The organism is Streptomyces sp. NPDC055287 (genome assembly GCF_053646035.1).
Genome location: NZ_JBSHNE010000020.1, coordinates 81,657 through 107,532, shown reverse-complemented (window position 1 = coordinate 107,532; position 25,876 = coordinate 81,657). Strand labels below are relative to the sequence as shown.

The 25,876-nt window shown below is 68.1% G+C and carries 17 protein-coding genes and 7 pseudogenes; 19 read left to right on the top strand and 5 right to left on the bottom strand.

All coding sequences use genetic code 11. The features are described 5' to 3' along the window. Window positions 1-148 precede the first annotated feature (148 nt). Both ACWIHY_RS26810 and ACWIHY_RS26805 read left to right on the top strand, forming a co-directional pair. A pseudogene (locus ACWIHY_RS26810) lies at window positions 149-836 on the top strand (transposase); the annotation flags it as partial. 280 nt (window positions 837-1,116) lie between these two features. Next, a pseudogene (locus ACWIHY_RS26805) lies at window positions 1,117-1,852 on the top strand (SDR family NAD(P)-dependent oxidoreductase). Window positions 1,853-2,826: 974 nt separating this feature from the next. Here the strand turns inward: ACWIHY_RS26805 and ACWIHY_RS26800 are convergent. Beyond that, window positions 2,827-3,222 (bottom strand): RidA family protein, encoded by a 396-nt coding sequence (locus tag ACWIHY_RS26800; RefSeq protein ID WP_454378224.1) that lies wholly within the window; start codon window positions 3,220-3,222, stop codon window positions 2,827-2,829. Window positions 3,223-3,357: 135 nt separating this feature from the next. On the opposite strand from ACWIHY_RS26800, the gene ACWIHY_RS26795 reads away from it, so the two are divergent. Both ACWIHY_RS26795 and ACWIHY_RS26790 read left to right on the top strand, forming a co-directional pair. Continuing rightward, the gene (locus ACWIHY_RS26795; RefSeq protein WP_454378223.1) at window positions 3,358-4,332 is read left to right on the top strand and encodes a helix-turn-helix transcriptional regulator; all 975 of its coding nucleotides are present in this window, start codon (window positions 3,358-3,360) and stop codon (window positions 4,330-4,332) included. Between the two features lie 94 nt (window positions 4,333-4,426). Continuing rightward, a pseudogene (locus tag ACWIHY_RS26790) lies at window positions 4,427-4,704 on the top strand (ISAzo13 family transposase); the annotation flags it as partial. A gap of 15 nt (window positions 4,705-4,719) precedes the next feature. On the opposite strand, the pseudogene ACWIHY_RS26785 reads toward ACWIHY_RS26790, so the two are convergent. Further along, window positions 4,720-6,640: pseudogene (locus ACWIHY_RS26785) on the bottom strand (acetoacetate--CoA ligase). A 460-nt stretch (window positions 6,641-7,100) separates the two neighbouring features. Here ACWIHY_RS26785 and ACWIHY_RS26780 point away from each other — a divergent pair. From ACWIHY_RS26780 to ACWIHY_RS26755, 6 genes are all read left to right on the top strand, one after another. Further along, entirely contained in the window at window positions 7,101-7,358 is a 258-nt protein-coding gene (locus ACWIHY_RS26780) for a hypothetical protein (RefSeq protein WP_454378222.1), read from the top strand. Beyond that, window positions 7,358-9,259 (top strand): hypothetical protein, encoded by a 1,902-nt coding sequence (locus ACWIHY_RS26775; protein WP_454378221.1) that lies wholly within the window; start codon window positions 7,358-7,360, stop codon window positions 9,257-9,259. Before ACWIHY_RS26780 ends, ACWIHY_RS26775 begins: the two co-directional genes overlap by 1 nt. A 584-nt stretch (window positions 9,260-9,843) precedes the next feature. Continuing rightward, complete coding sequence (locus ACWIHY_RS26770; protein ID WP_454378238.1) at window positions 9,844-10,038, top strand: hypothetical protein; 195 nt, start codon at window positions 9,844-9,846, stop codon at window positions 10,036-10,038. Continuing rightward, window positions 10,014-10,139 carry a DUF6300 family protein gene (locus ACWIHY_RS26765; RefSeq protein ID WP_454378235.1) on the top strand — a complete coding sequence of 42 codons (126 nt, stop codon included), beginning with the start codon at window positions 10,014-10,016 and terminating at the stop codon, window positions 10,137-10,139. Before ACWIHY_RS26770 ends, ACWIHY_RS26765 begins: the two co-directional genes overlap by 25 nt. Window positions 10,140-10,402: 263 nt before the next feature. Continuing rightward, a complete protein-coding gene (locus ACWIHY_RS26760; RefSeq protein ID WP_454378234.1) occupies window positions 10,403-10,597 on the top strand; it encodes a hypothetical protein in 195 nt (64 codons plus the stop codon). A gap of 720 nt (window positions 10,598-11,317) precedes the next feature. Further along, entirely contained in the window at window positions 11,318-11,794 is a 477-nt protein-coding gene (locus ACWIHY_RS26755; RefSeq protein WP_454378220.1) for a lamin tail domain-containing protein, read from the top strand. Between the two features lie 497 nt (window positions 11,795-12,291). On the opposite strand, the gene ACWIHY_RS26750 is transcribed toward ACWIHY_RS26755, so the two are convergent. After that, entirely contained in the window at window positions 12,292-14,181 is a 1,890-nt protein-coding gene (locus ACWIHY_RS26750; RefSeq protein ID WP_454378219.1) for a CASTOR/POLLUX-related putative ion channel, read from the bottom strand. Window positions 14,182-15,213: 1,032 nt separating this feature from the next. After that, window positions 15,214-15,348 carry a hypothetical protein gene (locus ACWIHY_RS26745; RefSeq protein ID WP_454378218.1) on the bottom strand — a complete coding sequence of 45 codons (135 nt, stop codon included), beginning with the start codon at window positions 15,346-15,348 and terminating at the stop codon, window positions 15,214-15,216. A 1,046-nt stretch (window positions 15,349-16,394) separates the two neighbouring features. Here ACWIHY_RS26745 and ACWIHY_RS26740 point away from each other — a divergent pair. The 5 genes from ACWIHY_RS26740 (at window position 16,395) to ACWIHY_RS26720 (ending at window position 19,819) form a co-directional block, all read left to right on the top strand. Beyond that, window positions 16,395-16,583 (top strand): helix-turn-helix domain-containing protein, encoded by a 189-nt coding sequence (locus ACWIHY_RS26740; protein ID WP_454378233.1) that lies wholly within the window; start codon window positions 16,395-16,397, stop codon window positions 16,581-16,583. A gap of 138 nt (window positions 16,584-16,721) precedes the next feature. After that, a complete protein-coding gene (locus tag ACWIHY_RS26735; RefSeq protein ID WP_454378217.1) occupies window positions 16,722-17,882 on the top strand; it encodes an alpha/beta hydrolase family protein in 1,161 nt (386 codons plus the stop codon). A 396-nt stretch (window positions 17,883-18,278) separates the two neighbouring features. Further along, window positions 18,279-18,416: a hypothetical protein gene (locus ACWIHY_RS26730; protein WP_454378216.1), complete on the top strand. Its 138-nt coding sequence runs from the start codon at window positions 18,279-18,281 to the stop codon at window positions 18,414-18,416. A 130-nt stretch (window positions 18,417-18,546) separates the two neighbouring features. Continuing rightward, the gene (locus ACWIHY_RS26725; protein WP_454378215.1) at window positions 18,547-19,182 is read left to right on the top strand and encodes a TMEM175 family protein; all 636 of its coding nucleotides are present in this window, start codon (window positions 18,547-18,549) and stop codon (window positions 19,180-19,182) included. 262 nt (window positions 19,183-19,444) lie between these two features. Beyond that, the gene (locus ACWIHY_RS26720) at window positions 19,445-19,819 is read left to right on the top strand and encodes a hypothetical protein (protein WP_454378237.1); all 375 of its coding nucleotides are present in this window, start codon (window positions 19,445-19,447) and stop codon (window positions 19,817-19,819) included. A 90-nt stretch (window positions 19,820-19,909) separates the two neighbouring features. Here ACWIHY_RS26720 and ACWIHY_RS26715 read toward each other — a convergent pair. Then, window positions 19,910-19,996 (bottom strand): annotated as a pseudogene (locus ACWIHY_RS26715) (transposase); the annotation flags it as partial. Between the two features lie 532 nt (window positions 19,997-20,528). Here ACWIHY_RS26715 and ACWIHY_RS26710 point away from each other — a divergent pair. The 4 genes and pseudogenes from ACWIHY_RS26710 to ACWIHY_RS26695 form a co-directional block, all read left to right on the top strand. Then, window positions 20,529-20,642: pseudogene (locus ACWIHY_RS26710) on the top strand (IS5/IS1182 family transposase); the annotation flags it as partial. Window positions 20,643-20,855: 213 nt separating this feature from the next. Beyond that, window positions 20,856-22,745: an SUKH-4 family immunity protein gene (locus ACWIHY_RS26705; protein WP_454378214.1), complete on the top strand. Its 1,890-nt coding sequence runs from the start codon at window positions 20,856-20,858 to the stop codon at window positions 22,743-22,745. Between the two features lie 426 nt (window positions 22,746-23,171). Continuing rightward, window positions 23,172-24,610, top strand: a pseudogene (locus ACWIHY_RS26700) (transposase). A gap of 124 nt (window positions 24,611-24,734) precedes the next feature. Next, the gene (locus tag ACWIHY_RS26695) at window positions 24,735-25,691 is read left to right on the top strand and encodes an ArsR/SmtB family transcription factor (RefSeq protein WP_454378213.1); all 957 of its coding nucleotides are present in this window, start codon (window positions 24,735-24,737) and stop codon (window positions 25,689-25,691) included. The last annotated feature ends 185 nt before the right edge of the window (window positions 25,692-25,876 follow it).

The following is a 25,876-nucleotide window of genomic DNA, read 5'->3' as shown; positions in this document are numbered from 1 at the left end:
TGCTGTGTCCCGGCCTCCGCTGGCACATCACCAGAAGTGACGAACTACGCAACGTCACCAGGGGGATATTCCTGCCCTAACGCCTCACCGGCGAGTGTCTGACCTGCACCGACGTGCTAACTCACCGGCATTGTTCTGAGCTGGGACGATGAACCTTGTCGAGGTTTCTGTCGGTCCAAGCGGAAGGCACTTTCTCTGCGTGCAGGGTATCGGTTCTCGTCCCAAGCTCCACCTCTCCACTGACGGTTCGGGGGTGGTCGGGCACGCGGGCGCACGGTTGCCGGCGGATCTTGCCGATGCCACCGGTCTGACCACCGCCTACACCACTGCGCTCAGGCCGCTGCGACCGCGTGGCACCGGGCACGATCCAGGTCGGACCGTCACGGATCTCGCGGTGATGCTCGCCGACGGTGGTGAGGCGCTAGCGGATCTGGCCGTGCTGCGGGACCGGGGCGAGGTATTCGGACCGGTCGCCTCCACGCCCACCGCCTGGCGGTTGCTCGCCGACACCGACGGGGCAGTACTCGCTTCGCTGCGAGCGGCCCGCGCCTCAGCCCGGGAAGTCGTCTGGATGCAGGCCGCCGAGATTGGCCAGGGCATACCCGCCGTCCAGGCCTGCGGACGAGAACTTCCCGGCCTGGTCCTGGACCTCGACGCCACGCTGATCACCTCCCACTCGGAAAAGGAACAGGCCGCGCCCACTCGCCGAACTGACCGGCATGGTCGACCTCGCCGGTCACCCGGTCGGCACCCGCATGACCGTGCGGCGCGAACGACCCCACCCCGGTGCCCAACTGTCCCTGTTCGACCACGACGAGGGCCTGCGGCACCAGGTATTCCGGCACGGCGGCGAGATCCCGGCGCAGGTCGGTGCTGGCCGACTCGGGGATGATCACGGTGGTGCGGTCGAGCGCGACGAGCTGGAAGAGCTGTGTCAGGTTTCGTACCTCTGCCCCTGGTCCCTCCGGGTAGCTGCCGCCAGGATCGGGCCAACGAGCCATCGGGAGTTCCGGCAAATGGCAAGTGCAGCAGAGCCACGTCGGCTTGGGTCATTTGATGTCGCTCGGGTATTGGTGCGTTACCGAGGTGGTGTTGGTGCCTGCTCGAAACGCAGCCATGCTCACTGTCACGGGTGAGACGACCATCGCGCTGGTCACCGGCGCGAACAAAGGAATCGGGTACGAGATCGCGGCCGGGCTGGGCGCATTGGGCTGGCGCGTCGGTGTCGACGCCCGGGACAAGGAGCGCGGGAAGGACGCCGTGGCGAAACTGCGCGCAGCTGGTGTCGACGCCTCCGGCGTGCCCTTGGACGTGACCGACTACGAGAGCGTGACCGCCGCGGCGCAGTTGATCGAGGAGCGGGCGGGACGCCTCGACGTCCTGGTCAAAAACGCCGGTGTCGCAGATGGTTGGCCGGAGGAGCCTTCAACCATCGACGTGGAGACCGTGCGGCGGCTGGTGGAGACCAACGGCATCGGCATCATCCGGGTCACCAACGCGAAGCTGCCGCTGCTGCACCGCTGGGCACACCCTCGGATCGTCAACCAGTCCAGCCATGTCGGCTCTCTGGCCCTGCAGACCACGCCCGGTGTCGACCCGGCGGGATCAGTGGGGCGTACGCGCCGACGAAGACCTACCTCAACGCCGTCACCATCCAGTACGCCAAGGAGCTGAGCGACACCAACATCCTGATCAATAACGCCTGCCAGGCTACGTGGCCACCGACCTCAATGGGTTCAGCGGTACTCAGACCCCTGAGCAGGGCGCGGTGATCGCCATCCGGTTGGCGGCTCTGCCCGACGACGGCCCTACCGGCCAACTGTTCGGCGAAGATGGAGTCGTCCCATGGTGACGCTCCGATGTGTTCCTGCGCGACTGGGTAGCTCAACGCGCCGCACCAGAACCCTGGGCGCAGCCGTCAGCCACAGCCTTACTCAAGACTCCGACTGTGCAGTCAACACGCCGGCTTTGGGTGGCCGGCAGGCAGCGCTGCCCGAACCCCTCGGAGGCCGGGGCCCGTTCGTGGTCGCCTCGTTAGGGACGGTGAAGTGCTCGTCGGCGAGGCAGCCCAGCGCCAGGCGTCACCCATACCGGTCGCACCGTCTGCTCGGTCAAGCGGTGGATGGGGCACCGACTGGGCTCGACGAACAGACGTTCAGCGCTCAGCAGAGCAATTCAATACCTTCGTGCTGCGCAAGCTCAAGCAGGATGCCGAGGCCTACTCGACGAGAAGGCGACCGCGGCGGTGATCACTGTCCCGGGCGTACTTCTGGCAGGCAGGGGTGCCGGTAAGAACTGTGGCAGTGTGCCACGAGGTGCTGTCGTTTCGGACGCAGGTGGAAGACCAGCGTCGCCTCGCCGTCAAAGAGGCGAGGTGAAGCTGGAGGCAGCCTGAACCGGGGGCGCAGGGGAGGGTGAGAGCAGCCTCGACAAAGTCGAGTCGGCCCAGGACTGCCGGATGGGCCGGGCCCGGTGAGCGAGACGGGAAGGTATACGCGAGGGACCGGCGTTGTTGCGCCTCTTGAGTTTTTGGCAGCTCCAATCCGGTGGATATGGGCTGGTCAGCGGTGCGCGACCGCCCGGAAGGGCGGTGGACTCCCTGTGCCTGGGTACGCGTATTCAGACGCACGGAGCGCTCGAGTGGACCCGTGGACTCCTCCTTACATGTAACAGGCCGCATCTCTGCGTGCCGCAGTCGTTGCAGGAAGGACTCGCCGTCGAGGCCGTAGTCGCCGATTGCGACCATTCTGAGCACAGGTAATCACCCATCTGCCTGCTACTCGTGCCGGTCCATCCGGCACGAGTAGCAGGGGCGGCGAGGTCGCGTCAGGCGACGGCGGTCCCCTCAAGCTCGACCATCTGGCCGGGGATCGCCAGTCGCGTCACCCCGAGCATCGTGGAGGTCGGCGCCACCCCGGCGGCACCCAACCGCGCCGCCAGCACGCCGTAGTGCTGGAAAAGCAGATCGACGTCGGTCGTGTAGACGTTGAGCCGGACGAGGTTCGCCAGAGACATGCCGGCCTCGCCGAGCACGGCCTCCAGGTTGTCGATGCTCAGCGTCAACTGACCCGCAATGTCACCGTCATGCTGGGGCTTGCCGTCGCCGCTCATCGCGGTCTGCCCCGAGATGTACAGGGTCCGTGTGTGCCCGGAGACGACCTCACCCTGGTTGAATCCCATCTCCTCCGACCACGTCACCGGGTTGACCGCAGTTCGTTCCACTGCCACATCAGCTCCATTCGATTTATCGGGAGTACGTACGTCCATCGGCTCGGTAGCGCCAGCTTTGACGTCGCGTCAACGAGCCTCCCAACAAATCACGACACCCTCAGTCATGTATTCCGTTAAAGTTCTCATATGCGTGCCGACCGGTTGGTCTCACTGGTGCTACTGCTGCGCCAGCGCGGTCGGCTGACAGCGGACACGCTGGCCCGCGAGCTGGAGGTATCCACCCGCACCGTGCTGCGCGACATCGAGGTGCTGTCCGCAGCCGGCGTCCCGGTCTACGCCGAACGCGGCAGGCACGGCGGTTTCGCGCTGTTGCCCGGTTTCCGGATCGAGCTCACAGGGCTGAACCACGACGAGGCCCTCGCCTTGCTGACCGCCGGATCGGGGCGGGGCGAGCAGGTATTCGGCCTCGGCTCGGCGCTCGCTTCGGCCATGCGGAAGGTGATCGACGCACTGCCCGAAAGCCACCGAGCCACCGCGAGCGACGCGGCCCAGCGATTTCTCGTCGACCCGGAGACCGACCTGCTCTCACGCCGGCTGGTCACTGAGCAGGTACCCGACACCACAATGATCGAGGTCCGGCGCGCGGTGCTCGCCGGACACAAGCTGCGCATCCACTACGCGGCCACAGGTCAGACACCACGTTGGCGCACGGTGGACCCGATCGGCCTGGTCACCGTACGCGACCAGGGCTACTTGCTGGCCACGAGATCGGGCGCAGACCGCACCTACCGGCTGTCCCGGGTCTTGGCCGCCGAAGAACTCCCCGAAGCGGCACAGCGGCCAAACCGGGTCGATCTGGACCGGATCTGGGGTGAACGCTCCGCGCAGTTTCTCTCCGGCGGTGACCACGTCACTGTGCTGGTACGGGTGAAACCGGCGCGGCGGGAGGAGCTGCTGGACACGGCGCTGGCCGTCCGCGTGGAAGAACCCGACGCAGACGGCTGGCTGCGGCTGGAGGTGACCTTCCAAGATTCCCGACATGCCGAATGGGCGCTGTGGCAGCTCAGCACGGACGTGGAAGCCCTGGCCCCGCAGTCGTTGCGCACCTCTCTACGCAACCGGGCCGCCGCGATTGCCACCCGCTACGGAGACTCATCCTGAGAGTGAAAGCCAACTCATTTGGCCAAGGGCGCGCAGATCATTAGCTCGTGGCTTTCCGTTCGGTGGTTCGTTGGTCTGGCATGAGCAGGTTGGAATACAACGGGCCGTGCTGGCGGCCAAATTCGAGGCGTTTCTGCCGCACCTCGACGAGCGGCAGCGTCGTCTGTCAATAGGGGCAGAGGCCCAGTTCCTCGGCCACGGGGGGGATCAAAAACGTCGCTCGTGCAGGTTGGTGTTCCTGAGGCCACGGTGTGTCTGCGGGGATGCAAGAACTCGACTTCAGAGAAGCCCCGTTGGGACAGGGTCCGTCGGCCCGGCGGCGGCCGCAAACACGTCGCCGACCTGAACCCAGCCATCCGCAGCGCTTCACTCTGGTCGAGCCCGACGTCATGTGGGGTGTGGTGACCGCTTGTTCCGCCGCGCGCCCAAGCGGATGAAGTAGGCGATCAGGTCGGGGTTGTCGACCGCTGCGGGGTTCAGGACCTGTTCGGCGGGGACGCCTTGGAGCAGGCGCTTGACGGGAACCTCGAGTTTCTTGCCGGTCTTCGTGTGCGGGAGGGCCGGTACGGCGATGATCTCGTCGGGAACGTGGCGGGGTGAGGCGCCGGCGCGGATCGCGTCGCGGATCCGGTCGCGCAGGAAGTCGTCCAGTCCGACCCCGTCGGCGAGGACTACGAACAGTGGCATCCAGTAGCCGCCGTCGGGTTCCTCCGCGCCGATGACGTGGGCCTCGGTGATCTCGGGGAGGCGTTCGACGACGTCGTGGATGTCGGCACTGCCCAGGCGCACGCCGTTGCGATTGAGGTTGGCGTCGGAGCGGCCGTGGACGATCACCGAGCCGTGCGAGGTGAGGGTGATCCAGTCGCCGTGCCGCCTCACCCCGGGGTAGGCGTCGAAATAGGCGTCGCGGTAGCGGTTGCCGTCGGGGTCGTTCCAGAAGTGCAGCGGCATGGACGGCATGGGCCGGGTGACGACCAGTTCGCCGACCTGATCGAGGACAGGGGTGCCCGTCGCGTCGTAGGCGGCCAGCGCGACGCCCAGGTAGGGAGCGGACACGCCCATACCGGCGTCGTTGGGGCGCTGCCGGCGAAGGCGGAGACGACGTCCGTGCCGCCGCTGGTGGAGGCTGGCTCGACGCCGGCGCCCACGTGGTCGCGGAGCCAGGAGTAGGCGGAGGCGGGCAGAGCGGAGCCGGTGGAGCCGACGACGCGGATGGCCGACAGGTCGTGCACCGAGGGGTCGATGCCCAGCTTGGTCATAGCCAGCAGGTACTGGGGGCTGGTGCCGAAGACGGTGACTTTGTGGCGGGCCGCCAGCTCCCACAGGATGTCCGGTCGCCCAAGCGGTGCGGGGCTGCCGTCATACGTGCAGGTGGTGGCGCCGGTCAGCAGGGTGGAGACGACCAGGTTCCACATCATCCAGTGGGTGGTGGTGTACCACAGCAGGCGGTCCCCCACGCCCAGGTCGCAGTGCAGTCCGAGGATCTTGAAGTGCTCGAGCAGGACCCCGCCGTGACCGTGGACGACGCCCTTGGGCAGGCCGGTGGTGCCGGAGGAGAACACCACCCACAGACGGTGGTCGAACGGCACCGGGGCGAAGGTGAGGCGATCGGCGCGGGTGGCCGCGTCCTCCCAGGGCACCGTCAGCCCCGGGTGCCCGCCCTCGGGCCAGGCTAGGCCCACATGCTCCACGCGCACCGTGGCCTTGAGCGTGGGCAGGGCTCGGGCCAGTTCGAGCGAGGCGGTCCGGCAGTCGTGTGTGGTGCCGTTGAAGCGGTAGCCGTCAGCTGTGATCAGCACCGTGGGTTCGAGCTGGGCGAAGCGGTCGCCGGCGGCCTTGGGCGCGTAGTCCTGGCCGCACACCGACCACACCGCGCCCACACTGGAGGCAGCGAGGAAGGCGATGACGGCGTGGGGGGTTGGGCAGGTAACCCACCACCCGGTCGCCCTGTCCGACGCCCAGGTCGCGCAGGGTGGCTGCGACGGAGGCGGACCTGGGCACGCAGTTTCCGGCCCGTGATTTCGTAGCAGGCTCCGGTCTCGTCCAGCGCGGTGATGGCGAGAGCGTCCGATGGCAGGCTGCGCAAGGCATGGTGGACGTAGTTGAGGGTGGCGCCGGGGAACCAGCCCGCGCCGGGCATGGTCTCCTCGGCCAGCACCCGCTCGTAGTTGGCCGTCGCGTCGATGGCGAAGTATTTCCGTCCGGGGGAGTGTGCTGCCGGTACGATCGCCGGGATCTGCGGGGCCGGTTCGGAAAGCCGGCGGCGTTCGCGGAGGGTTGTGTGGAAGAGGGCCCCCGCCGGTAACAGGGGCCCCCTTCTTGTCCGTGTCCTGTCCGCGTCGTGCCCAGGAGGACTTGACGAGGGGTCACGGTGGCGGCCGCCTGATGTGGGCGGCTGCTTGCGTTCAGTCTCGCCAGGGTCGGCGGGCAATAGCAAGATCGCATGGGTTTTCCGCTGCATTCGGAAGGTTGTAGGCGCAGGTCAAAGGGCTTCCGGGGGTGCGGGGCGGGGGCCGTTCGGAATGCTGCCGCACACGTCGTAGTCCCGTTCTGCCGGGTGCGGCGGGGGCGGGAATTGCGGTGCTCGAGCGTGGAACGGCTGATGCGGGGCTCGGATTTGGGGGACGGTTTTCCGCTGTGCGGAAGGCTTGTCAGCCGTAGGGTGGCAACAGCAGGCTTATGTCTCGTCACAGCCCGTGTTGGCGTCCGGTAAGCGTCACTCGGGTTCTTTCCCGGCGTATCCACGCCACGTGCCCAGGAGGCCTGTCATGCGAGACCGTCGATCTCTGCGGCGTCACTCCCGCCGCCCCGCTCCCCCCGCCGCCCCGTCCTGCGGGACGGGCACGCTCTCCCCGGCCCTGCGCGTGTCGGTGTTCGTGGTCATCGTGGTCGTGGTGGTCACGCTCCTGAAGACGGGCCAGTCCCTCCTCGACGCGCTCGGGCTCGTCGCGGTCGCGGCGGGCGCCGCCATGCAGATCAGCTCGTGGCTCGGACAGCCGTCCGCTTCCCCCGCAGGGGCGGCGTGATGACCGTGTGGAAGCGGGCGTCCGCCGGCCGGCCCGGCCCCAAGGACACGGTGCCCACCGCGCCCGATCCCCTCAAGATCGGCAACAATAAGGAGTTCCGCGACGCGCTGGTGAGCCTGAGGGCCTACAAACAGCTGTCCCTTGAGCGGCTCAACGAGGCAGCCACGGGAGCGGGCGAACCGCTCCCGGCTGCCACCGTCTCGACGACCTTGAGCCGCGACAAGCTCCCCGGCCTCAAGTTCGTGACCCAGTACGTGCAGGCATGCGGGCTGAACGAGAGCGAGTGCGCTCCCTGGGAAGCAGCCTGGCATGCGGTGGAGCAAGGCCGCGCCCCGCTCCACCGCCCCAGGCAGACGGGGATGCTTCCCCGTCTGCCTGAGTCGGCACGCCTGCGCTGGCTGATCGCACTCGCCACGGCAGTAGTGGTGACCGCGACGGCAGGGTTCCTGTGGCGGCAGCGAGAGCAAGACCACCAGGCAGCCGTAGACGCGGCCAAGAAGAAGCAGGACCAGATCGCGCAGCAACACAAACGGCAATGCGGCACCCCGAACCCGGCGCTGCTCACCACGGCGAACGGTGACTGCGCAGGCATCACCGACGGTCGCGACGGCCATGCGATCTTCGGCAAGGGCCTCCAGCCGGCCCTTGCCGCACTCGACGCGGAGAACCGGGCGGTGACCAAGACCCCTGGCTACGTCACGGTGGCGCTGCTGGCTCCGCTCACCACAGGCCCCAAGGACCTGACCGGCGGGCGCGCCGTGCACCAGGTCGAAGGTGTCTTCACCGCCCTCCACAAGGCCAACGAAGGCGACGTCTACCCCAAAATCCGGCTCGTGCTGGCCAATATGGGCAGTGACGAGAAGAACTGGGCCGCTGTCGTCGACCGGCTCAAGACGATGACCGGCCCCCACGGCCGGCTCCGCGCGGTGACCGGGATGGGACTGAGCCAGGAGGAGTCCATCGACGCCGCCAGGTCGCTGTCGAACGCCGCGATCCCGATGGTCGGTGACGTCATCACGGCCGATGGTTTCGACCTCACCGGTGCCATAGACCAGGGCGACAAGATCGCCGGACTGGTACGGGTCGCGCCCAACGTCAGTGCTCAGCTCAAGGTGATCAGTAAATACCTCCGCCGGCGTCCCGAGCTGACCACCGCGGCCCTCATCAGCACGCCCTTCACCCCCAACGGAACCCCCGACCTCTACACCCAGTCCCTGGCAAATGCCTTCCAGAACGAGGAAGCCGGCCTCCGCCCCCACCTGGACAAGGCGAGTATCAGCTTCGAGTTCGATGTCAGGGACGGCGCCGCAAAGACCAGCCTGTCAACGATCAGCAAGAACCTCTGCGGCAAGGTCACCCCTGACCTTGTGTTCTTCGCCGGCCGTGCGACCTACCTGCCGACCTTCCTCGAGGCACTGCACAAGCGGCAGTGTCGCACCACCCCGATCACCGTGGTCACGGGCTCGGACGCCGCCACCCTGGACCGCAAACTGCCCGCCCTGAACGACCCCAGCGCCCCCATCTCGGTGCTGTACGTTCCTCTCGCCGACCCCAGCCAACTCGCTGACAAGACCAACCCCGACCGCTCCCTCTTCCAGGCTTTCGCCGACGAATTCAGCCGAACCCACCACGGGCAGAAGTTCGACGCAGGCCACCTGGCCAGCGGATGGGCGGTGATGGCGCACGACGCGTTCCTCACCGCGAGCCTGGCCATCCGCTACGCCACCGACCCGCCCCGAACCCCGCCCGGCCTGCGCGCGGTGGCGGCCCAGCTCTACCTCTTCGACACCACCAACGTCATCGAAGGAGCCAGCGGAATCTTCCGCATCGACCCGCGAACCGGCAACCGCAAAAGCACCCACGACCCCCAGGCCGTACGTATCGGCACCCCCGGCCCATAGTCGGCCCGCCAACACACGAACCGCGGGCAACGGCGCGCCCGCGCAGTCACCAGCCTGATCGCCCGGCCACGAAGAGTAGGCATCCTTCGCCCCGCGCGGCTCGGGCGCGCGCTGGTCGAGGCCCCCAGCCTCGACCAGCGCCGGTCAAACTCTGGTGGCACACGCTCAAGGTTCGACGGCGGACAGGGGGGACAGGGCTCCGCCGCAGAACCGGGGCATCCGTGGACGGGGCCCGCTTCGCCTCGGCGTGGGGTCCCGTCACGTCCTGGACGCCGTGCTGGTCCGTCCGAACTGGGGCGGAGCCAGAGGCCGTTGCCCCCGCTGCTGTCCCGACGCGCGAGCGTCGCATGGCTCGCTGTGGTGGTGGTGGGGGGGAGTGCTGCGGGCGTGAGTCACCGATAGATCATTACGGCAGAGTGTGCAAACACCCACCACCTCACCGGCCATCGCGCCCACCTTGCCGCGGCAACCGTTCGGGACGGTGGCGATAGAGCTCATGCCGTGGGAACTGCACATCGGTGACGTCGTAGGCGGGCGGATCGTGGCCGTTCGCGTCACGCTCCACCCCGAAAAGGGGGCCTTGCATGTCGTACACCTGGCGCTACGTAGTGTGCCCCGACGGCTCCTTCTGCCGCGTACGCAACCTCGACGGCAGGCTCGACACCGTCAGCGACGAAGAACTCGCCCGGCTGTACCCGACCGGGACGCAGACGAGCAGCCGGCCCGGCTTTGCTCCCGCTGCGGAGGTGAACTCCTGCTGCACTGGCACGGCCCGTTGATGACCGGCCTATGGATGGAACTCTGCCCGGCCTGCGACGCCCGCTGTCCTGCGGCCCGCGCGTTCATCCAGTGGTACCGAGACCCGGACCGCCGATCCTAAGACGCTGCCGAAGCTCTTCGAGGGCCGGGAGACCGAGACCATGCATGCCCGCGGCTGGGCCCGCGTCCCACTGCCCGAAGCCCCGCCCACCGGCTCGCTTGCGCCTCGTACCGCCGGGGACAAGGCTGAGGGAGGTTTGCCGCTGCATGGGCGAGGCTCACCCCGCGCACCCTGGCTCACCCCACACCATCCCGACAGCGGCCCCGCCTCCGGTACCCCAGCTGCGGTTGTAGAGCCAACGGGCGGGAGGCACCGCTGAGCACATCGACAACGAACTGCTCACTACCATCGGCCACATGACGGCACACCTGGAAGTCGGGGTCTGCCGTGCAGCTGACTGGGAATGTGTGATCCTGACCGGCTCCACCGCCTGGGGTCAGTTGCGTGCCAAAAACGGGGGAACCTTCCACCTCGATCTCGATCTCGACCGCCGCAGCCTCACCGTCACCACTGACTGAAGGGCGCGCATGCGAGAGGCGCAACGGGACAGTGCCTCTCGATCGGGCGGTGGCCTACTTTCGCCCCGATGCCATACCCGAGACGGCTGTGATCGTGCTGAGCGCAGCCCGAGAATTGCTGCGGCAGATCATGGACCCACGGCACGGGTATTGCGTCGGCACCGGCAAGGGCCGCCCGCCTGTGCACACGGTCCTGCCTGCCCATCTGCATAGCGGGGCTCGTTGAGTTCTTCTGGTGTCGAGCATGGGTGTGGGTTTCGGGGGCAGGCGCTGGTCCGGGCGGGCTTCTGCGGTTGTCCCCCGGGTCACCGCAGGAGCCGCCCCCCATCGCTATTCGGACGCTTCTGCTGCATGCGTATGGGTGTGCGAAGAAATGTGCGGAACGGTTGTTACTGAAATCCGGCTCCGTTGGCGTCGTGGTGCGCTGGGTGGTGCGCTGGGTGGTGCGCCCGGAGCGCGCAAGCGCTTTCCGTTGAGGGTTCAACGGGTGGGTGTAACTGTCAGCGAATATCAGGATCACGCCCAACTATCCATTGATGTGCTGTACATGTGCGTGTTACGGAAATGTCCGCAATTGGTAACGCTGAGTCAGGTGCACCCCACCGGCCCGTGTCGGGGGTCCAGAGTTTGGGTCCTCGGCACCGACAGGGGGCCGAGACCCGCACGGCAACCCCGGCTTCATCTGGCTGGTGTTGCATACGATTTGAGGGGACATCACCTATGTCTGCTTCTTCCGCCCGTCGTCTGGCCGCTACCGTTCTCGCGGCCGGCGCCATCGTTTCGGCCGCCGCCCTGCCTGCCATGGCCCAGGACAGGGACGGTGACCGGCAGCAGCGCTCGCGCGTCGAGATCAGCGCCGTCCAGGCCGACAGCCCCGGCTTCGACAACGGCTCGAACCGGTCGCTGAACCGCGAGTGGATCGAGATCACCAACAACCACCGGCGCGCGGTGAACCTGGACGGCTGGACCCTGCGCAACCGTGACGGAAACCGCTACCGCTTCGACCACGTCCGCCTCGCCGGCCACGCGACGGTCCGTATCCACACCGGTGTCGGCCGCGACACCCGCTCCGACCTCTACCAGGACCGCGACCACTACGTGTGGGACAACCGCTCCGACACCGCGACCCTGCGCAACGACCACGGCCGCACCGTCGACACCGAGTCCTGGGGCCGCGGCGGCCACCACCGCCGCTGACCACACCGCCCGCACCTGCACCTGACCACGGGCACCCACCGGGGGCGGCGCGCCGACGGCGCGCCGCCCTTATCCGCGCGTCGGATACCTCGAAGAACAGCGCTTGCAGGGACGGGAACACACGACTGCACGGCCAGGAGCGGACCGTGGCGGCGGGCAGTGCGGCCCCGGGGGGCAGATGGACGGAGGCCCCGGGGCCGCGTGCCGCGCACTCGCCGGGGGGAAGGGCGGGTGCCTTGCTCCGGCACCCTGTCACGGCATCGCCGGATGGCTGGCCAGCCGTGCCGCAGCGCCCGCCGGGCTCACCCGCGCGGCCGTGCAACAGCCGGTCGCTGGGCGGCGTGGCGGCAGATTAGTAGGCTCCAATCGATGTGCGCGCCCCCGAGCGGTCTCCCAGGCCAGAGGACTGGAGAATCCCCTTGGCAGCGGAGCGGCGCATGACGGCGTGGATGGGAGAGCTCACGTCAACACGGGTAGGCTGCATACGACTTCGGCAGTCAATCCCCGGCGATGACGATGATCTCATCCTGATCGGCCCACCGCCGGACCGTCCCCTTGTGCGGGTTGATCCGGATCCCGCTGTCGTGACCCACCTCTGCGCGGGCATGACTTCGGTACCCGATGGCGCACTCGCCGCGGAGCCTGGCCGACTCGACGACCGTGGCGAAGGTGGTGTCGCACTCCGGTTGTAGGTAGTGGCCGGCCGTGCGGAGATTGATCCCGTTGCCGTCCGGTGAGAACAGTTCCTCGAACAGGTCCGCAAGGTGCCAGTTCTGCGAGATCTGGGACATCAGCAAGCCGATCAGCCTGCCGCTCACGATGAAGTCGGCCCCGGGACCGCCTGGGGCGAGGACTCGGTTGCGGTCGTCGATCATCTCCGTGACCACGGGGATCTCCCGCCCGGACTCCTGCTCCATGGCGCGCAGGAGCAGCAGGGTGACGAGCGTCCGGTCGTCAGGTTCGTCCTGGCCCTGCCCGCGGTCGGGCCCGAGGACGATAACGCTGTCGTAGGAGGCGGCGTCGATGCCGTTCAGCGTCTCGGGCCGGGTCGGTTCACCGTGCCGGAGGACGACCGACAGGGTGTCACCGGCCGTGGCGCCGACGGCCCGCACCGCCGCCGCGGTCGCCTCTCCGCCCTCGGCCACGACCTCGAGGACGGATCCGGGCATGGTGTAGCCGGCCAGCTGGGTGACGATGCGCGGAGCGCGGCGGTTCCAGCCCAGGAGGAGCACCCGCTCGGGGCGGGCGGTGACCGCTGGCCGCGGCACGATCACCGTCCGGTCGACGGTCGGGGGAGTGGCGGGAAGGACGGTGGTGTCGTCGTCCTGAGCGATCACGACCAGCAGGTCCTCGGTCAGGACCACGGTGTCGGACGGCGGGTTCAACACGACAGCGCCGCCTTCCCGGACCAGTCCGACCACACAGGAGGTGGCGTACGCCAGGAGTGCTTCGCCGAAGGTACGGCCGGTGAGCGTCGGCTCCGACACCGTGTAGAACTCGTCGCCGGCGAAATCGAGCAGCTCTTGGTACACGACGGAGAGGCCCGGCCGGCGGGCGGCCTGCACGACGAGCCGGGCCGTGATGTCGTCGATCTCCAGCACGGAAGCGCGCGGCCCCGCCGCGAGCTTGGCGGCCAGCCGGTACCGGTCGTCGCGGACTGCCGCGACAACGCGTACGCGGCTGTCGTCACCCACCGCTGCCCGCAAAGCCAGCAAGGTCTTGACGATCTCACTGTCCTCCGACGACTTGTCCGGCGGCAGCACCAGGACGGCGTCGGCGGTGGCCGGGCTCACCCGGGCGAGGTCGTTCGGGTCGGTGAGGCATCCGCTGCGGCAGATCAGCCGGGTGCGGCCCGTGGCCCCCACCCTGGCGTCCAGCGCCTCCTCCATCTCCGTCTTGTTCTGGTCCGCGAGAATCGCGACAGCGGCACGGCGCTGATTGGCGTTGGCGTTGACCAGTTCGGACACGACCGTGAACACCTGCTCGGACCAGCCGAGCACGACCGCATGTCCGTCCTCCAGAACCGCCGAATGCCCCCTTCGCAGGGCGAGGAGCCTTTCGCTGATGCCCGTCGTGATCAGACTGACAAGAGTGGAGACATACAGGAGGGCGACGAGGGCGAGCAGTACCGACAGCGCGATCCGCAGCGGCGGGCCGACCTCGCCGCCCAGGCGAAGCGTCTGCCCCGTGCTCTTCCACACCGCCGCGAGCTTCCCGGACAGCGAGTCGGGAGCCCGGCGGTCCGTCCAGACCAGCACCGCACTCGCCGGGAGGACCACAGCCAGACAGGCGGCCGCGAGCCACCCGATGAGGACGGACCAACTGCCCGCGAGCGTGCTGTCGAACCAGTACAACGCGCGCTGCGCCGGGAGCTGCCGTTTCGCCACCCGCGCATTTTCCACCCCCGCCCCCGGCTTCACCGGATCTCCCGGCATGGCCTTCCCGCTACTGCCCGCAGGTTCGTCATCCGCAGCCTGCTGCCGACCGGACTCATCACTCGTTGTACGCACAGCAGCAGCGTGCGGCCCGCCGTCGTCGGCACATCGGCATCCGGGGCACGGTTCATCCCATCGAGAACGATCGCCGGCCCCCGAGGACCCGGAGCAGGCGTTACCGATGCTCGGTGGCATGGCGGGCGAGGCAAGCGAGATGACGGATATGTGAGGCACTGCGGGCAAGCCGCACAGCAGTCGCAAGCGCGGTCTCCGTCCTCGAGGACTGGTAGTGGGTGCAGTGCTCGCGTGCCGCGGGGGGATCGCGTCGGACTCGATCCCGGGGTGTGGCTGCGCCTGGTGGACAACTTGGCGAAGACGCCGCCGTGGGTGCGCTGGCGCGCCGGGGGCTGGAGGCGCTGGGCGACGCACCGCCCGAGCAACGGGCCCGCCTGTTGGAAACGGCGGCTTTCGCCGACTTCTCGCCGAGCGGATGCCTGATCTGGCGGCCGAGTGGATTGCCCGGCGCGACGCCCTGCACGCCTCGGGAGAACCGCCCGACACCGCAGCGAGCCCTGACAGAGCAGAGCAGAGGCGACGACTGCATCGCCGAGTACGGCCAGGACGCGCGAAAGGTGCATCGAGTTTCCCGACCGGTTGTCAGTGGTGGCTGCATACATGTAGCGGGTGCGCAAGGGGGCGTACCGGCTGGGAAGGGGTCGTAGCGATGCCATGGGTGAGGCCGTACACGCGAGCTGACGGTACGCAGGTACTGGGGCATTCCCGCTGGGCTCCGGGGGCACGGCGCGAGATGTCTCTGCTGGCCATCGCCGTGGTAGCGGTCGTCGTTCTGGGCAATGGCACTCCGAGTCCCGGTACGGACAGAGGTGCGGATCGATTACCTCGGCCCAAGTCGACGACGGTGTACCCGATCAACGCCCGCGGGATGCGCAGCACGTCGGCGCCCCGACCCAAGCCCACCGTGAGTTACCCGATCCGCTGGGACAGGAGCAGCCGGTGAACCGCCGCCCGCCGGCCCGCCGCCGGCTCCCAAAGCGCTCCTGCGCTGCCCGTCGCCAGGATCCGCTCGTGCTCGGCGTCGCCGCGGTGGCGGGCGCCCATGACTGTCAGCGCAACCGTCCCGCTGACGGCAGCGGGACCTTTCCATCAAGCAGCCGAAACCAAGCCTGTTCGATTCCTGAGCTGGCAAACCCGCAGCTCAGGATGAGATTAGGTACTTACTCATACTGCGTGTACTGCTGCTGAGCCTGGGCATCAGCTGCCGCCTGGGCCGCAGCTGCTGCTTCTCGATCCCGCCGCTGGCGGTCCTGCTCCAGCTGAAACTCCCAGTCCAGCCGAACCTGTTCCCTTCCTCCCGCCGGCGCCTTTGTTTGTCACTCTGAACCTGCCACGATTCGCTCATTTTGCTTCCTCTCCTCCTGGCGCTGGCGCATCCGCTCATCGCCTGGCTACACGCGAGCTGCTAGAGCAGAAGATCCACCTCAGATAAGCCAACTTCTCCTACTCTACGAGCAATTGTCGGGGCAACGAGTGACAGGCGGTAAGACTTCGCAGACTTCCCCATGGTCGGCGGCGAACAGCGCCACGGGGCTGGGGGCGGCGGCCGAGGGGGTCGCGGTGACCGTCACGGCGTCCAGGGACGTGAGGTCGGGGGCGGTGGAGGTGAGGGTGGTAGTCATCAGGTCTTGGCGCTGCGAACATGCAGGCCAACAGTGGCTTCCAGGCCAGTGAAGCCACATCCACGTCGGCACCGGCAGCAGTTTCGTCAACGACACTCTCGACCCGGACCGCATCTACGTGGAAGGCCCCTCGCCCCCCGGCCGTTGCCGTTGTGGCCCGTCGTTCGGGCTGAGGTCTGCGAGGACTGCGACGCGCGGGGAGCTGTTCCTGTTCCACAAGTTCGACAGGACGAGCGGGGAGATCACACTGCGCTGCGGCAGAGACCACAAGTTCCCCCGGGGGCGCCACCTGAAGGTTGTCCTACCTTTCAAGATGTGGGCCTGATCTGCTCACTCGTACGATCGGAAGGGTCCGGGAGCTCCGGGTACGGCTACTAGTGTCCTGAGCCAGAGGTTTGTCGTTGGTCTGATGTGCGTCGTCTTGGACCGAAGATTCCGCCGGTTGTGCCGACTGATGCCGAGCGGGGCATGTTGCAGTCGGGGGTGCGTCGTCGTTCGAGTGCCCAGTCGTTGGTGTTGCGTTCGCGGATCGTGTTGGAGTGCGCTGAGGGTCATGCGATCGCGGAGGTGGCCCGGCGATTACAGATCACGACGGACACGCTTCGCACTTGGCGTCGGCGGGTGTGGTCGTTGCAGTCGTCATGGGGCCGACCGTAGGACCTCAACCGTGATCGAGGTCAATACCCTAGGGGACAGGTCGGTCGGCGGGTGGAGACCGTCGTAGGTCCAGCGGCCGATCCCGTTCAGGCTGTGGGGTGACGCCCGGGGCGGGTCCCGCTGCCTAGCCTCACCGGTATGAATCATCTGCCTCGCGGCGCTGCCGCCGCTTTACTCGGACTGTCCCTCGCCCTGCTCGGCACGGGCGTCGCCTCCGCCGCCCCCGCCACGCCGGTGGCCCCGGCCGCCGAGACCGCCCGCGTACGGCTCGAACTCCCGGCCCCCACCGGCGCCTTCGCGGTCGGGCGGGACACCCTGCACCTCGTCGACAAGAGCCGCCCCGACCCCTGGGTCCCGCAGGCCGGGGCGCGTGAGCTGATGGTGTCGGTCTACTACCCGGCACGGCCCGGGGGCGGCCGGACGGCCCCGTACATGACCAAGGGCGAGGCCCAGGCCTTCATCGACGACCGGGAACTGACCGACGCGGTGTCCGCCAAGACGCTCAGCGACACCCGCACCCACGCCCGTACCGCCGCCGCGCCCGTACGCGGGAAGTTCCCGCTCGTGGTGCTGTCGCCCGGGTTCACTGTGCACCGCTCCACGCTCACCCTGCTCGCCGAGGAACTGGCCAGCCAGGGGTACGTCGTCGCCGCCGTCGACCACGCCTACGAGTCGGTCGGCACGGCGTTCCCCGGGGGGCGTCTCCTGAACTGCGTCGCCTGCGACAAGATCCCGCCGGGCGGGTACGGGGTGGTGCCCACGGGCCGGGCCAAGGACGTCTCCTTCCTCCTCGACCGGCTCCTGGCCGACAAGCACCCCGCCTGGCGGCACTCCCGCCTGATCGACCGCGCGAAGATCGGCATGGCCGGCCACTCCATCGGCGGCGCCTCCGCCGCGACGACCATGGCGGGCGATGCCCGGGTGCGCGCCGGGGCCAACATGGACGGTTCGTTCATGGCGCCAGTACCGGCGGAGGGCCTGGACGGCCGCCCGTTCATGATGCTCGGCACCGGTGACGACGACCGCTCCTGGGTCCGCGACTGGCCACTCCTGGACGGCTGGAAGCGCTGGATCAACGTCACCGGAGCGGGCCACTTCACCTTCACCGACACCCCGGTTCTCGCCGACCAACTGGGCCTGCTGCCCCCGGAGGAACCCCTGTCGGGCAAGCGCTCGCAGGAGATCACTCGGGCGTTCGTGGGAGCGTTCTTCGACCGGCACCTGAAGGGCGCGGACCGGAAGCTGCTGGACGGGCCGTCCGCCGAGCACCCGGAGGTGGTCATCCACAAGAAGGGCTGATCAGCCGGCACGTACTGCGCTTTCCGTGACGGCTCGTCGTACCTCTGCACGCCTATCGGCCGTGGCCTGCCCGACCCGAGCGCACGTGTCAGTCGACGGGACGGCTCTGGGGCGGAGAAGTTGGCGACTCCTCGCGTAGCGCCGTGGTGCTCGGGCTCACGCAGGCGCTCGCCTCCGCCCGGCGGACGGTGGCCATGCGGGTCGACCAGAACGACGGCGACTCCGAGGCGGGCGCTGAGCTCGTGGCCAAGGAAGCCGAGCTCAACATCGGGGTGGCGCGCCGGATCGTGGCCGGCGGGCTGCGCACCCCGGCTGCCTCATATCGGGCCGCTCGGACAGCGGCACCATCGGCACGACGGGCCTCGGCGGCCCGCGCGCCTGGACGGAGTCCGCGATGTGTACCCGGGCGCCCCGGCGGCTGTCCTCGAACTCTCCGGCGCCACCACGGCGGTCCTCGGCCTCGACGCTCAGTTCCACAGCACGTCGACCCCGCGCCCCTCGACGACCCCGGCCTGGCACTGCGCGGTCCACTGACCGGCTTCCCCGCCCAGCCAAGGGCTACAACACGACGCGCCGCCAAGGCTCCGGGACGGCCGGCCCGGTCGATCTTCGCGTAACGCACGTGGATATCGGGAGATTTCTGGACGCTCAACCCTATGGTGGCGTGGTGAACGGCCACCAGCGAATGCGGGACGACGAGGGGAGCGCGGCCCGGGTCCTCGCGCTGTCGGACGGCGTCTTCGCCATCGCGATGACGTTGCTGGCGCTGGACATCACACTGCCCGCCGGGCTGAACCCGGCCGGTTTCGAAGAGGCGCTGGGCGAGGTGGTACCCAACCTGTGGGCGTACGCCCTCAGCTTCGTGGTCATCGCAGCGTTCTGGCGGGGCCACCATCAGGTCTTCCGGTACGTGCGGGAGGTGGACGGGACAGTCATCAAGCTCGGGCTGCTGAACCTGGGGCTGATCGCCCTGATGCCCTTCCCCACTACCCTGCTGGCCGAGTACGGGGACCAGCCGCAGTCGGTGGCGGTCTACTCCGGCGCCGCCGCGGCCATCGGGGCCGCACAGCTCGTGCTGACGGTCGTGCTGTGGAAGCGCCCGTGGCTGAGCAGTACGGCGGTCCCCGATCCCGTGGCGCGCAACGACGTGCTCGACCTGGCATCGATGGTGCTGATCTTCGCCGTCGCCGTGCCGCTCGCCTTCGTCTCCCCGATGGGCGCGCAGCTTTGGTGGGCGGTGCTGGTCCCGGTGAAGGTGGTGCTGGGCCGGCGGGGCAAGCGTCTGCGCGCGGCAACCTAGGCAGTGGGACGCCTGGCCCAAGTTCCTGCCTGGCTGGCTCGCCTTTCTTTGGGTAGTGGGCAATGCGGCTTGCAAGGGTTTGCGGGTACGGCGCCAGCACCTTGCCCTCGGCGTTGCTGACAATGACCTGCGTGCGGCGCTAACAACCGCACGGTCGTCCCTGGTCCAAGTGGTGCAACCGTGACGTGAGTACCGTCCCCGTCAACGACGTGCTTTCACCGGTACCCGCCCGCCGCCTTGCCACTCAGATTTCGCTGAAGCCGTGGTCGAGGCCCTTGATGACGGGATCGAGTTCGGGCGCCGGCACGCCGAGCGGGACACACAGAAGATCGTCAAGGAGAAGGGCGGCCGCGGCCTCAAGGTCGAGGACATCCGGATCAGCTATGACTTCGGGCCGGACGTCGGCTCCGCGAAGATCACCGCCAGAGACAGCAAGGGCGGCGACTACAGCGAGAATCTGACCATTACCCGTGATGACGGAAGGCGGTACCTCACCATCCTGCCCGCGCCGAAGCGGGACCCGAGCGGAAGGACGCCCGCCGCGACCAGCCCGCCGTCCGACGAGCAGGCCCATCGACCGCCGCCCGTGCATCACGCTCCCGCCGCCGCGTTCGTTGAAAGTTGCAGCGGATCGTGACGGTGCATTTCGCCTCGACGGTGGCGCGGGCCGTGAGGTGACGGGCTGAACCACTGACCTCGAGATCGTGATGTCGCTGGGTTGCTGAGGGGGTCTTATGACCAGGCCGGTCTCGGTGAGGCAGCCGTCTGTGAGGTCGCTGCGGTACTGGATGTGGCGTAACCCCCATCTGATGCGCACCGGGGGACTGACACCCGACATCGCTGGACGCGCCCACACCGGTGCTGCAGGGCCCGGCGCTGACCGCGCTCCGCGGGCCGGCGGTCCAGCAGCTGCTGTGGCTACGGCGCCAAGAGCGGCTTACGCGGGGGCATGTGCGGTTGGCGGGGGAGTGCTTGCGGGTATCGGAGCGGACGGTGTGGCGGTGGCTTGCTCAGGCAGAGGCGGGACCCCGCATGGTGGTTCGTCCAGGTGTTAGGACGGGTGACCGCTTCGAGGTCACGGCCGAGGTGCGGGCGCTGGCGTACTGGCGCGGGAACGCGTCCGCGGTCCACCGCCAGCTGCTGGCCCGGGCGCGGGGCAGCAGCCGGGGAGCCGGTTACCGCAGTTCCGGGTGGGGCGCCGGTGGAGGCGGTGCCTGTGCTGGATCCAGGTCCTTTGTTGCCGACGTTCCGCGCGCGGTGCGCAGTGACCTGACCACGGGCGAGCGCGCGGCTTTGGCCCGGGGGCCGGAGGCGGCCCGGGCCCATAACGTGTTCGCCAAGCGGCCCGGGCTGTGGCGGAACTGTCCGGCTACCGCAGACTTTCACCCCGGTACGAGCGCCAACCCGGCAACTACCTGGGTTTTCTTGGCCTCACCGCTACCCTCACCTGCCGGTCTTAATATGAGCCAATAGGTTGCGGATTGAGGACCAGGTGGAGTTGACCCCTGAGCGGGCCCTGGAGCGGGCCGAGACGTGGCTGGCGGCGCCGCCGCACCGAGGGCAGCCGACTCTGGCCATCCGTGGTTCGGTCGGCTCGGGCAAGACCGTGTTACTTCGGGCACTTTCCGAACGGATTCCGGATTCCGGACTCCGTCTACGTGGACTGCCGGGGCTTGGGGGCGGACGACGTCGCGCGTCGTCTGCTGCGGGCGTGGGGCGTCACCGACGAAGCGGAGACGCTGACTGACGGCGTCCGACGCCTCACACGGGACGGGGTCGCTCTGCTGGCAAATGTCCATTGGGCCGGCGAGTTCGTAACGTCGGGCGAAGCAAGCCGGATCACCAACGACGTAGTCGCCCATTTCGGCCGATCCGACCGGTCAGCTATCCGGTTCGTCATCGAACGCGAAGCTGACAAACCGTGGGTCTTCCTCCCGACCCGAAATGAGTTGGTTCTCCAGCCGTCACTCGACCTGCAGGCCGCAGATACGGACCTGGCTCCCCTCCTTGAGGCGCACCCGGCCCTACGGGCCCTTGCCGCCGCGGAACTCCGCGACGTACCGCTGGCTGTGTGGCAGGAGCTGTGCGGGATCCTTGAGATCGGTGTCTCGCAGAAGGAGTTGACCGGGCTGCCGGAACGTCTACCGGCACTGCTCGATGTGTCTCTCGGCGCAGATGGGGACGTTAGAGTCAGCTTTCGAGCGGAGGCCGTACGCCACCGGATTCGCGATCTGAGCCCGGTCGATCACGGGACAGTGGTCACGGCCCTCCTCCGCTCACGCAGTGAGCGCGCTACCGGCCCTTGGCGAACCGCGGGGCCCGTCGGGACCTACGCGACAAAGGTCCTGGGCCTCCATGCTGTTCATGCGGGCATGCTCGACGACGTACTGAGTGACGGGCATGCTCTGGCGAACCTGGACGCGACCGGGCTCTTGCAGAGCCTCGCAGTCCGCTGGCCCGGGGGTGTCCCCCAAGGCAGCCTTGCCACAGACGCGCACTACCTGGAGCGGCTGGGACTGGCCCCGGCACCGCACGAGCAGTGGGTGGCCTGGCTGCAGCACTGCGCGCTGAACCGGGGCGAAGTGAGCCTCGCTGACGCCATCGTCGAGACGGCCGGCGCTCAGTTGCCCTGGCACACGATCTGGTCCAATTGCCGCCCATTCGGCATGTTCGGTCGTTTCCGGCAAGTGGATGGCCAGGAGCCCGGACATCCGTTGCACACAGACTTCTCGGCAGAAGAAATCTCCGCGCAAACGGCGGACAGCCACACTTGGCAGATTCCCGATGCGTCCCTGCCCATCCGTCACATCTTTGACGCAAGTCGCGATGATTTCAGCTTCTTCAGATCGAAGCGCCTACCAGATGGACACTGGCTCGTCGTGGGAGCGTCCGGGCCGTTCGTCGTGATAGTCAACGCAGCTGCCGATAAACAGGATCACCTCTCTCGCATGCCGGTACCGTACATTGGCTCGATAACTCAGGCCGGGGTATGGGAATGCCCCCCGGCAGCCTGGGACGATGATGAGCCCACCGGGCGGTGGCTGGAGGCCACCTTCGGCCCTGGAACGTGTCGTCGCCTTCATGAAAAGGATGTGCCGACCGCACTAGTGGATACCTCCAGCCGGCGCTTCCTCGCCGATATCGGACTGCCCTACCTCTCCGGGCATCTGCCTTTCATGATGACAGTGGATGTGTCCGAGACGGGGCTGGTCTCCACGCCATGGTCAGGGGGCATGGAACCGCCCGAAGTATCAGGTCCCTTCTATTACTTGGGCGATTGGGCTGGGGGCCACGTACTCCTCGATGGAGGAACAGGAGCAGTTGTCCAGGACGGCAGCACCGGCTATGACGATGTCATTCTGGCGACTGGCCTTCGACAGTTCCTCATCGTGCTCCGCCTGTGTCATGAGTTTCTCATCAGCGACTTTGCTACGAATTTCGAGCGCGAGGACGCTCGCCGCAGTCTGCAGGAATGGGCCGACAGAATCGATCCGGCCACCGAGGGTATCCTCATCTGGGAACAGGCTCTCAGCAGTGATCTGGATGCTTGGGTTGACATGTAGTCGAGCCCTTCGGGGCCTATGAGAGCAGGACACTGCGCGCGACAGTTGGCCATTACGGTGCCTAACTTGATCTTTAACGTCCGACGTCGAATGGTCCGTCGAACTTGATCGCCCGGTTCGGTAACTGCCGTACACGGAGGCGGCCTTCGGCTGAACACGTGCTCCGGCCAAGGAACACACATTCAGCACGAAGGCCGTGAGGATGAGTCTGCTGCATCACGACGCCCGGCGAGAGCCGTTGGCGCAACTGTCATGCGTCCGGGGCGAGTTCTACGCTTGCCTGACCGCTCGTTCGGACGCGTTGTTCGAGCTGGCTGATGCTGTTCTGTGCGGCGACGGGCCGGTGCGGTCACTGGCCGAGCTCTCGCTCGTGGGTGAACACCGCCGCGGCCATGGAGGGCTCTATGCCGCGGTGGCCGTGGAGGCATCGATGCCGGCCGGCTGCGGCGGGCACTGGCCGAAGTACCACTGCCGCGGGCTGCCGACGGCCAGCTGGTCCTGGCCATCGACGTCACCTGCTGGCTGCGGCCCGACGCTCACACCTCACCGGAACGGATCCTGTGTCACACATACGGCCGGGGCAAGGACCACCACATCCCGGTCCCGGCTGGCTCTACTCGATCATCTGCGCGCTCGAGCCCGGGCGCAGCTCATGGACCGCACCACTGGACGCACTGCGTCTGACACCCGGCGACGACACCGCCACCATCACCGCCCGGCAGCTGCGCGAGCTGCAGCAGCGACTGATCGCAGTGGAACAGGGGGAGGTGGGCGAACCCGACATCCTCATCGTGGCCGACGCCGGATACGACGCACCCCGCCTCGGCTTCCTCCTCAAAGACCTGCCGGTCCAGGTACTGGCCAGGATGCGATCCGACCGCGTCCTACGCAGAGCTGTCCCACCACACCCAGGGCCGACCGCCCCGGCACGGCGGCGAGTTCGTCTTCGGCCAGCCCGACAGCTGGGGCACCCCGGACACCGAAACCGTCGCCGACACCCGCCTCTACGGAACCGCCAGGGCACGCTCCTGGGACCGCCTGCACCCCAAGCTGATCCGCCTGGACATCGACCACCTGCCCAGCGGAGCAACACCGAAGAGTCCGGCTGTGGTGGTCGGACACCGATGCCACCCCGGCGGACGCCGACCGTCTCTGGCTGGCATACCTGCGGCGCTTCGACCGGCGTCGTCCCTGGGAGAAACCCAGTTCCCCGGACAGGCTCACCCCCGCCCGAGTCCGCCGCGACTTCCGGCACATCCGCCCACAAGCGGTCTGCCCGGCCCAAGCACCGAAACCATCTCGTCCGGGCCCCGGACGGCCACCGGGCCCAAAGAACACCCGGCCCACTCTCCGCCACGAGGTGCACACACCCCGCAAAACACCGGCAGCGAAGCAGCGAACGACGAAATCAACCACCCCACGACCACGCCGCACAGGTTAAAGATCAAGTTAGGCGTCCACACCCTCGCGCCGCCCCGACCGGCCGGTACCCCGATGGCCGGTACCGCCGCGATCGGGGCGGTTGTGCATCTGCCGGCCACCGTCACCAAGGAGGGCCGGGACCTGTCCTCGATGATCGGCTCCTGGCCGACACCGCCTACCGTCTGCTGCCGGCCTGGCGGCCCGTCTCACTTCAGGTGCCGGCCGGAGAACCGGTTCCCGTCGTCCACCTCGAACCACGGGGTACCGGTGTGCCCGCCCACAGACCGTTGTCCGAGCGGCGGTCAGGCCCGGCGACGAAGCCGCCGAGGAAGATCGAGATGTCAGCGATGATCCGAGTCATGCCGGGGCAGACCCGATCCGTCGCACGAACCGGTTTACGGATGCGCATGCGCAGTCAGCATGCGGGCGCGGCCTACGCCTGAATGCCGGGTCGGGCGCGGCGGGTTGGGGCATGCTGGGGGTGCGCTCATGCGCTCTACTTCGGTGGCAGGGGGTCGGTCGGTGTTACGCATTCACTTCACAACGGAAGACCTTGCCCGGACACGGGTGGCCGCAACGATCGGCGTCGCGGCGGAGGTCTACTACAGCCTGGAGCTGCTGAGAGAGAACCGGGAACTTCCTCACTTCCGCACGTGGCGGTCAGCGGTCGCGGGCCGGATGGGAGCCGATACCCGCCCCTTGACGTCCCTGGTTCCGGTGCGCGGTCCCGGGCTTGATCTGCTGGCCCTGATGGGCGATGTGCCCTCTGTGGACCACGCCGTGGACAACCTGCTGCACGCCCCGGTGTCCCGGCTGCGACGCGAGTTCGAGGGTCTCGACTTCCACCCCGGACACCTGCCATGGGCCAGACGGGTGTCGGAGGGTGACCGTGACGCGCGGCGGGAGCTCGCCGAGGCCGTGCGCGCCTGCCATCGGCTGACCGTGGAGCCCTACTGGCATCGAGGGCGGTCCGAACTGGTCGCGCTGTCCACCCGTTGCGCGAACCTGGTGTTGGAGGGAGGCATCGATCTGCTGCTGCGTTCGATCTGCGCACCACTGGTCCGCTGGCGTCCGCCGGTGCTCGAAGCTCCCTACCCGCGCCGAGTTGAGGTGCGTCTCCAGGGAAGGGGACTGATCATCACGCCCACGGTCTTCTCGAAGCGCCCGGTGAGCTTTCTGTGGGACCCGCTCGATACCGCCCAGCCACCCCGACTGACCGTGCCGGCTCTCCGTCGGCCGCTGACCGGTACCGGACGGGCAGAAGCGGACGGCTCCGCCGTGCGGAACCTGGAGTCTCTGCTCGGCCGCACGCGAGCTGCCGCCCTGCATGTGACAGCAGAAGGGTGCACGACGAGCGAACTGGCCCGCCGCCTCAACGTCACTGCCGCAGCCGCCAGTCAGCACGCGACCGTGCTGCGGAACACGGACCTCATCACCACCAGCCGCCGAGGCGGGTCCGTGCTGCACCTCATCACGCCCCTCGGGCTGGCCCTGCTGCGGACCGGTGCCCTGACGGAACCGTGAGGCCCGAGGGCACCGCGGCGTCAGACCGGTGAGCGCAGTGCCGCCCTGTTCAGGTGCCACCGGACACTCGTGCCGAGGTGCGTGAGGCGCCGCGCCTGCTGTCCCGGCCCCCCTTTAAGCCGTGGCTTAAGGGGTAGGCCGCAGGTGGCCGACCGGCCCAGGATGTGAAGCCGCAACCGGCTCAT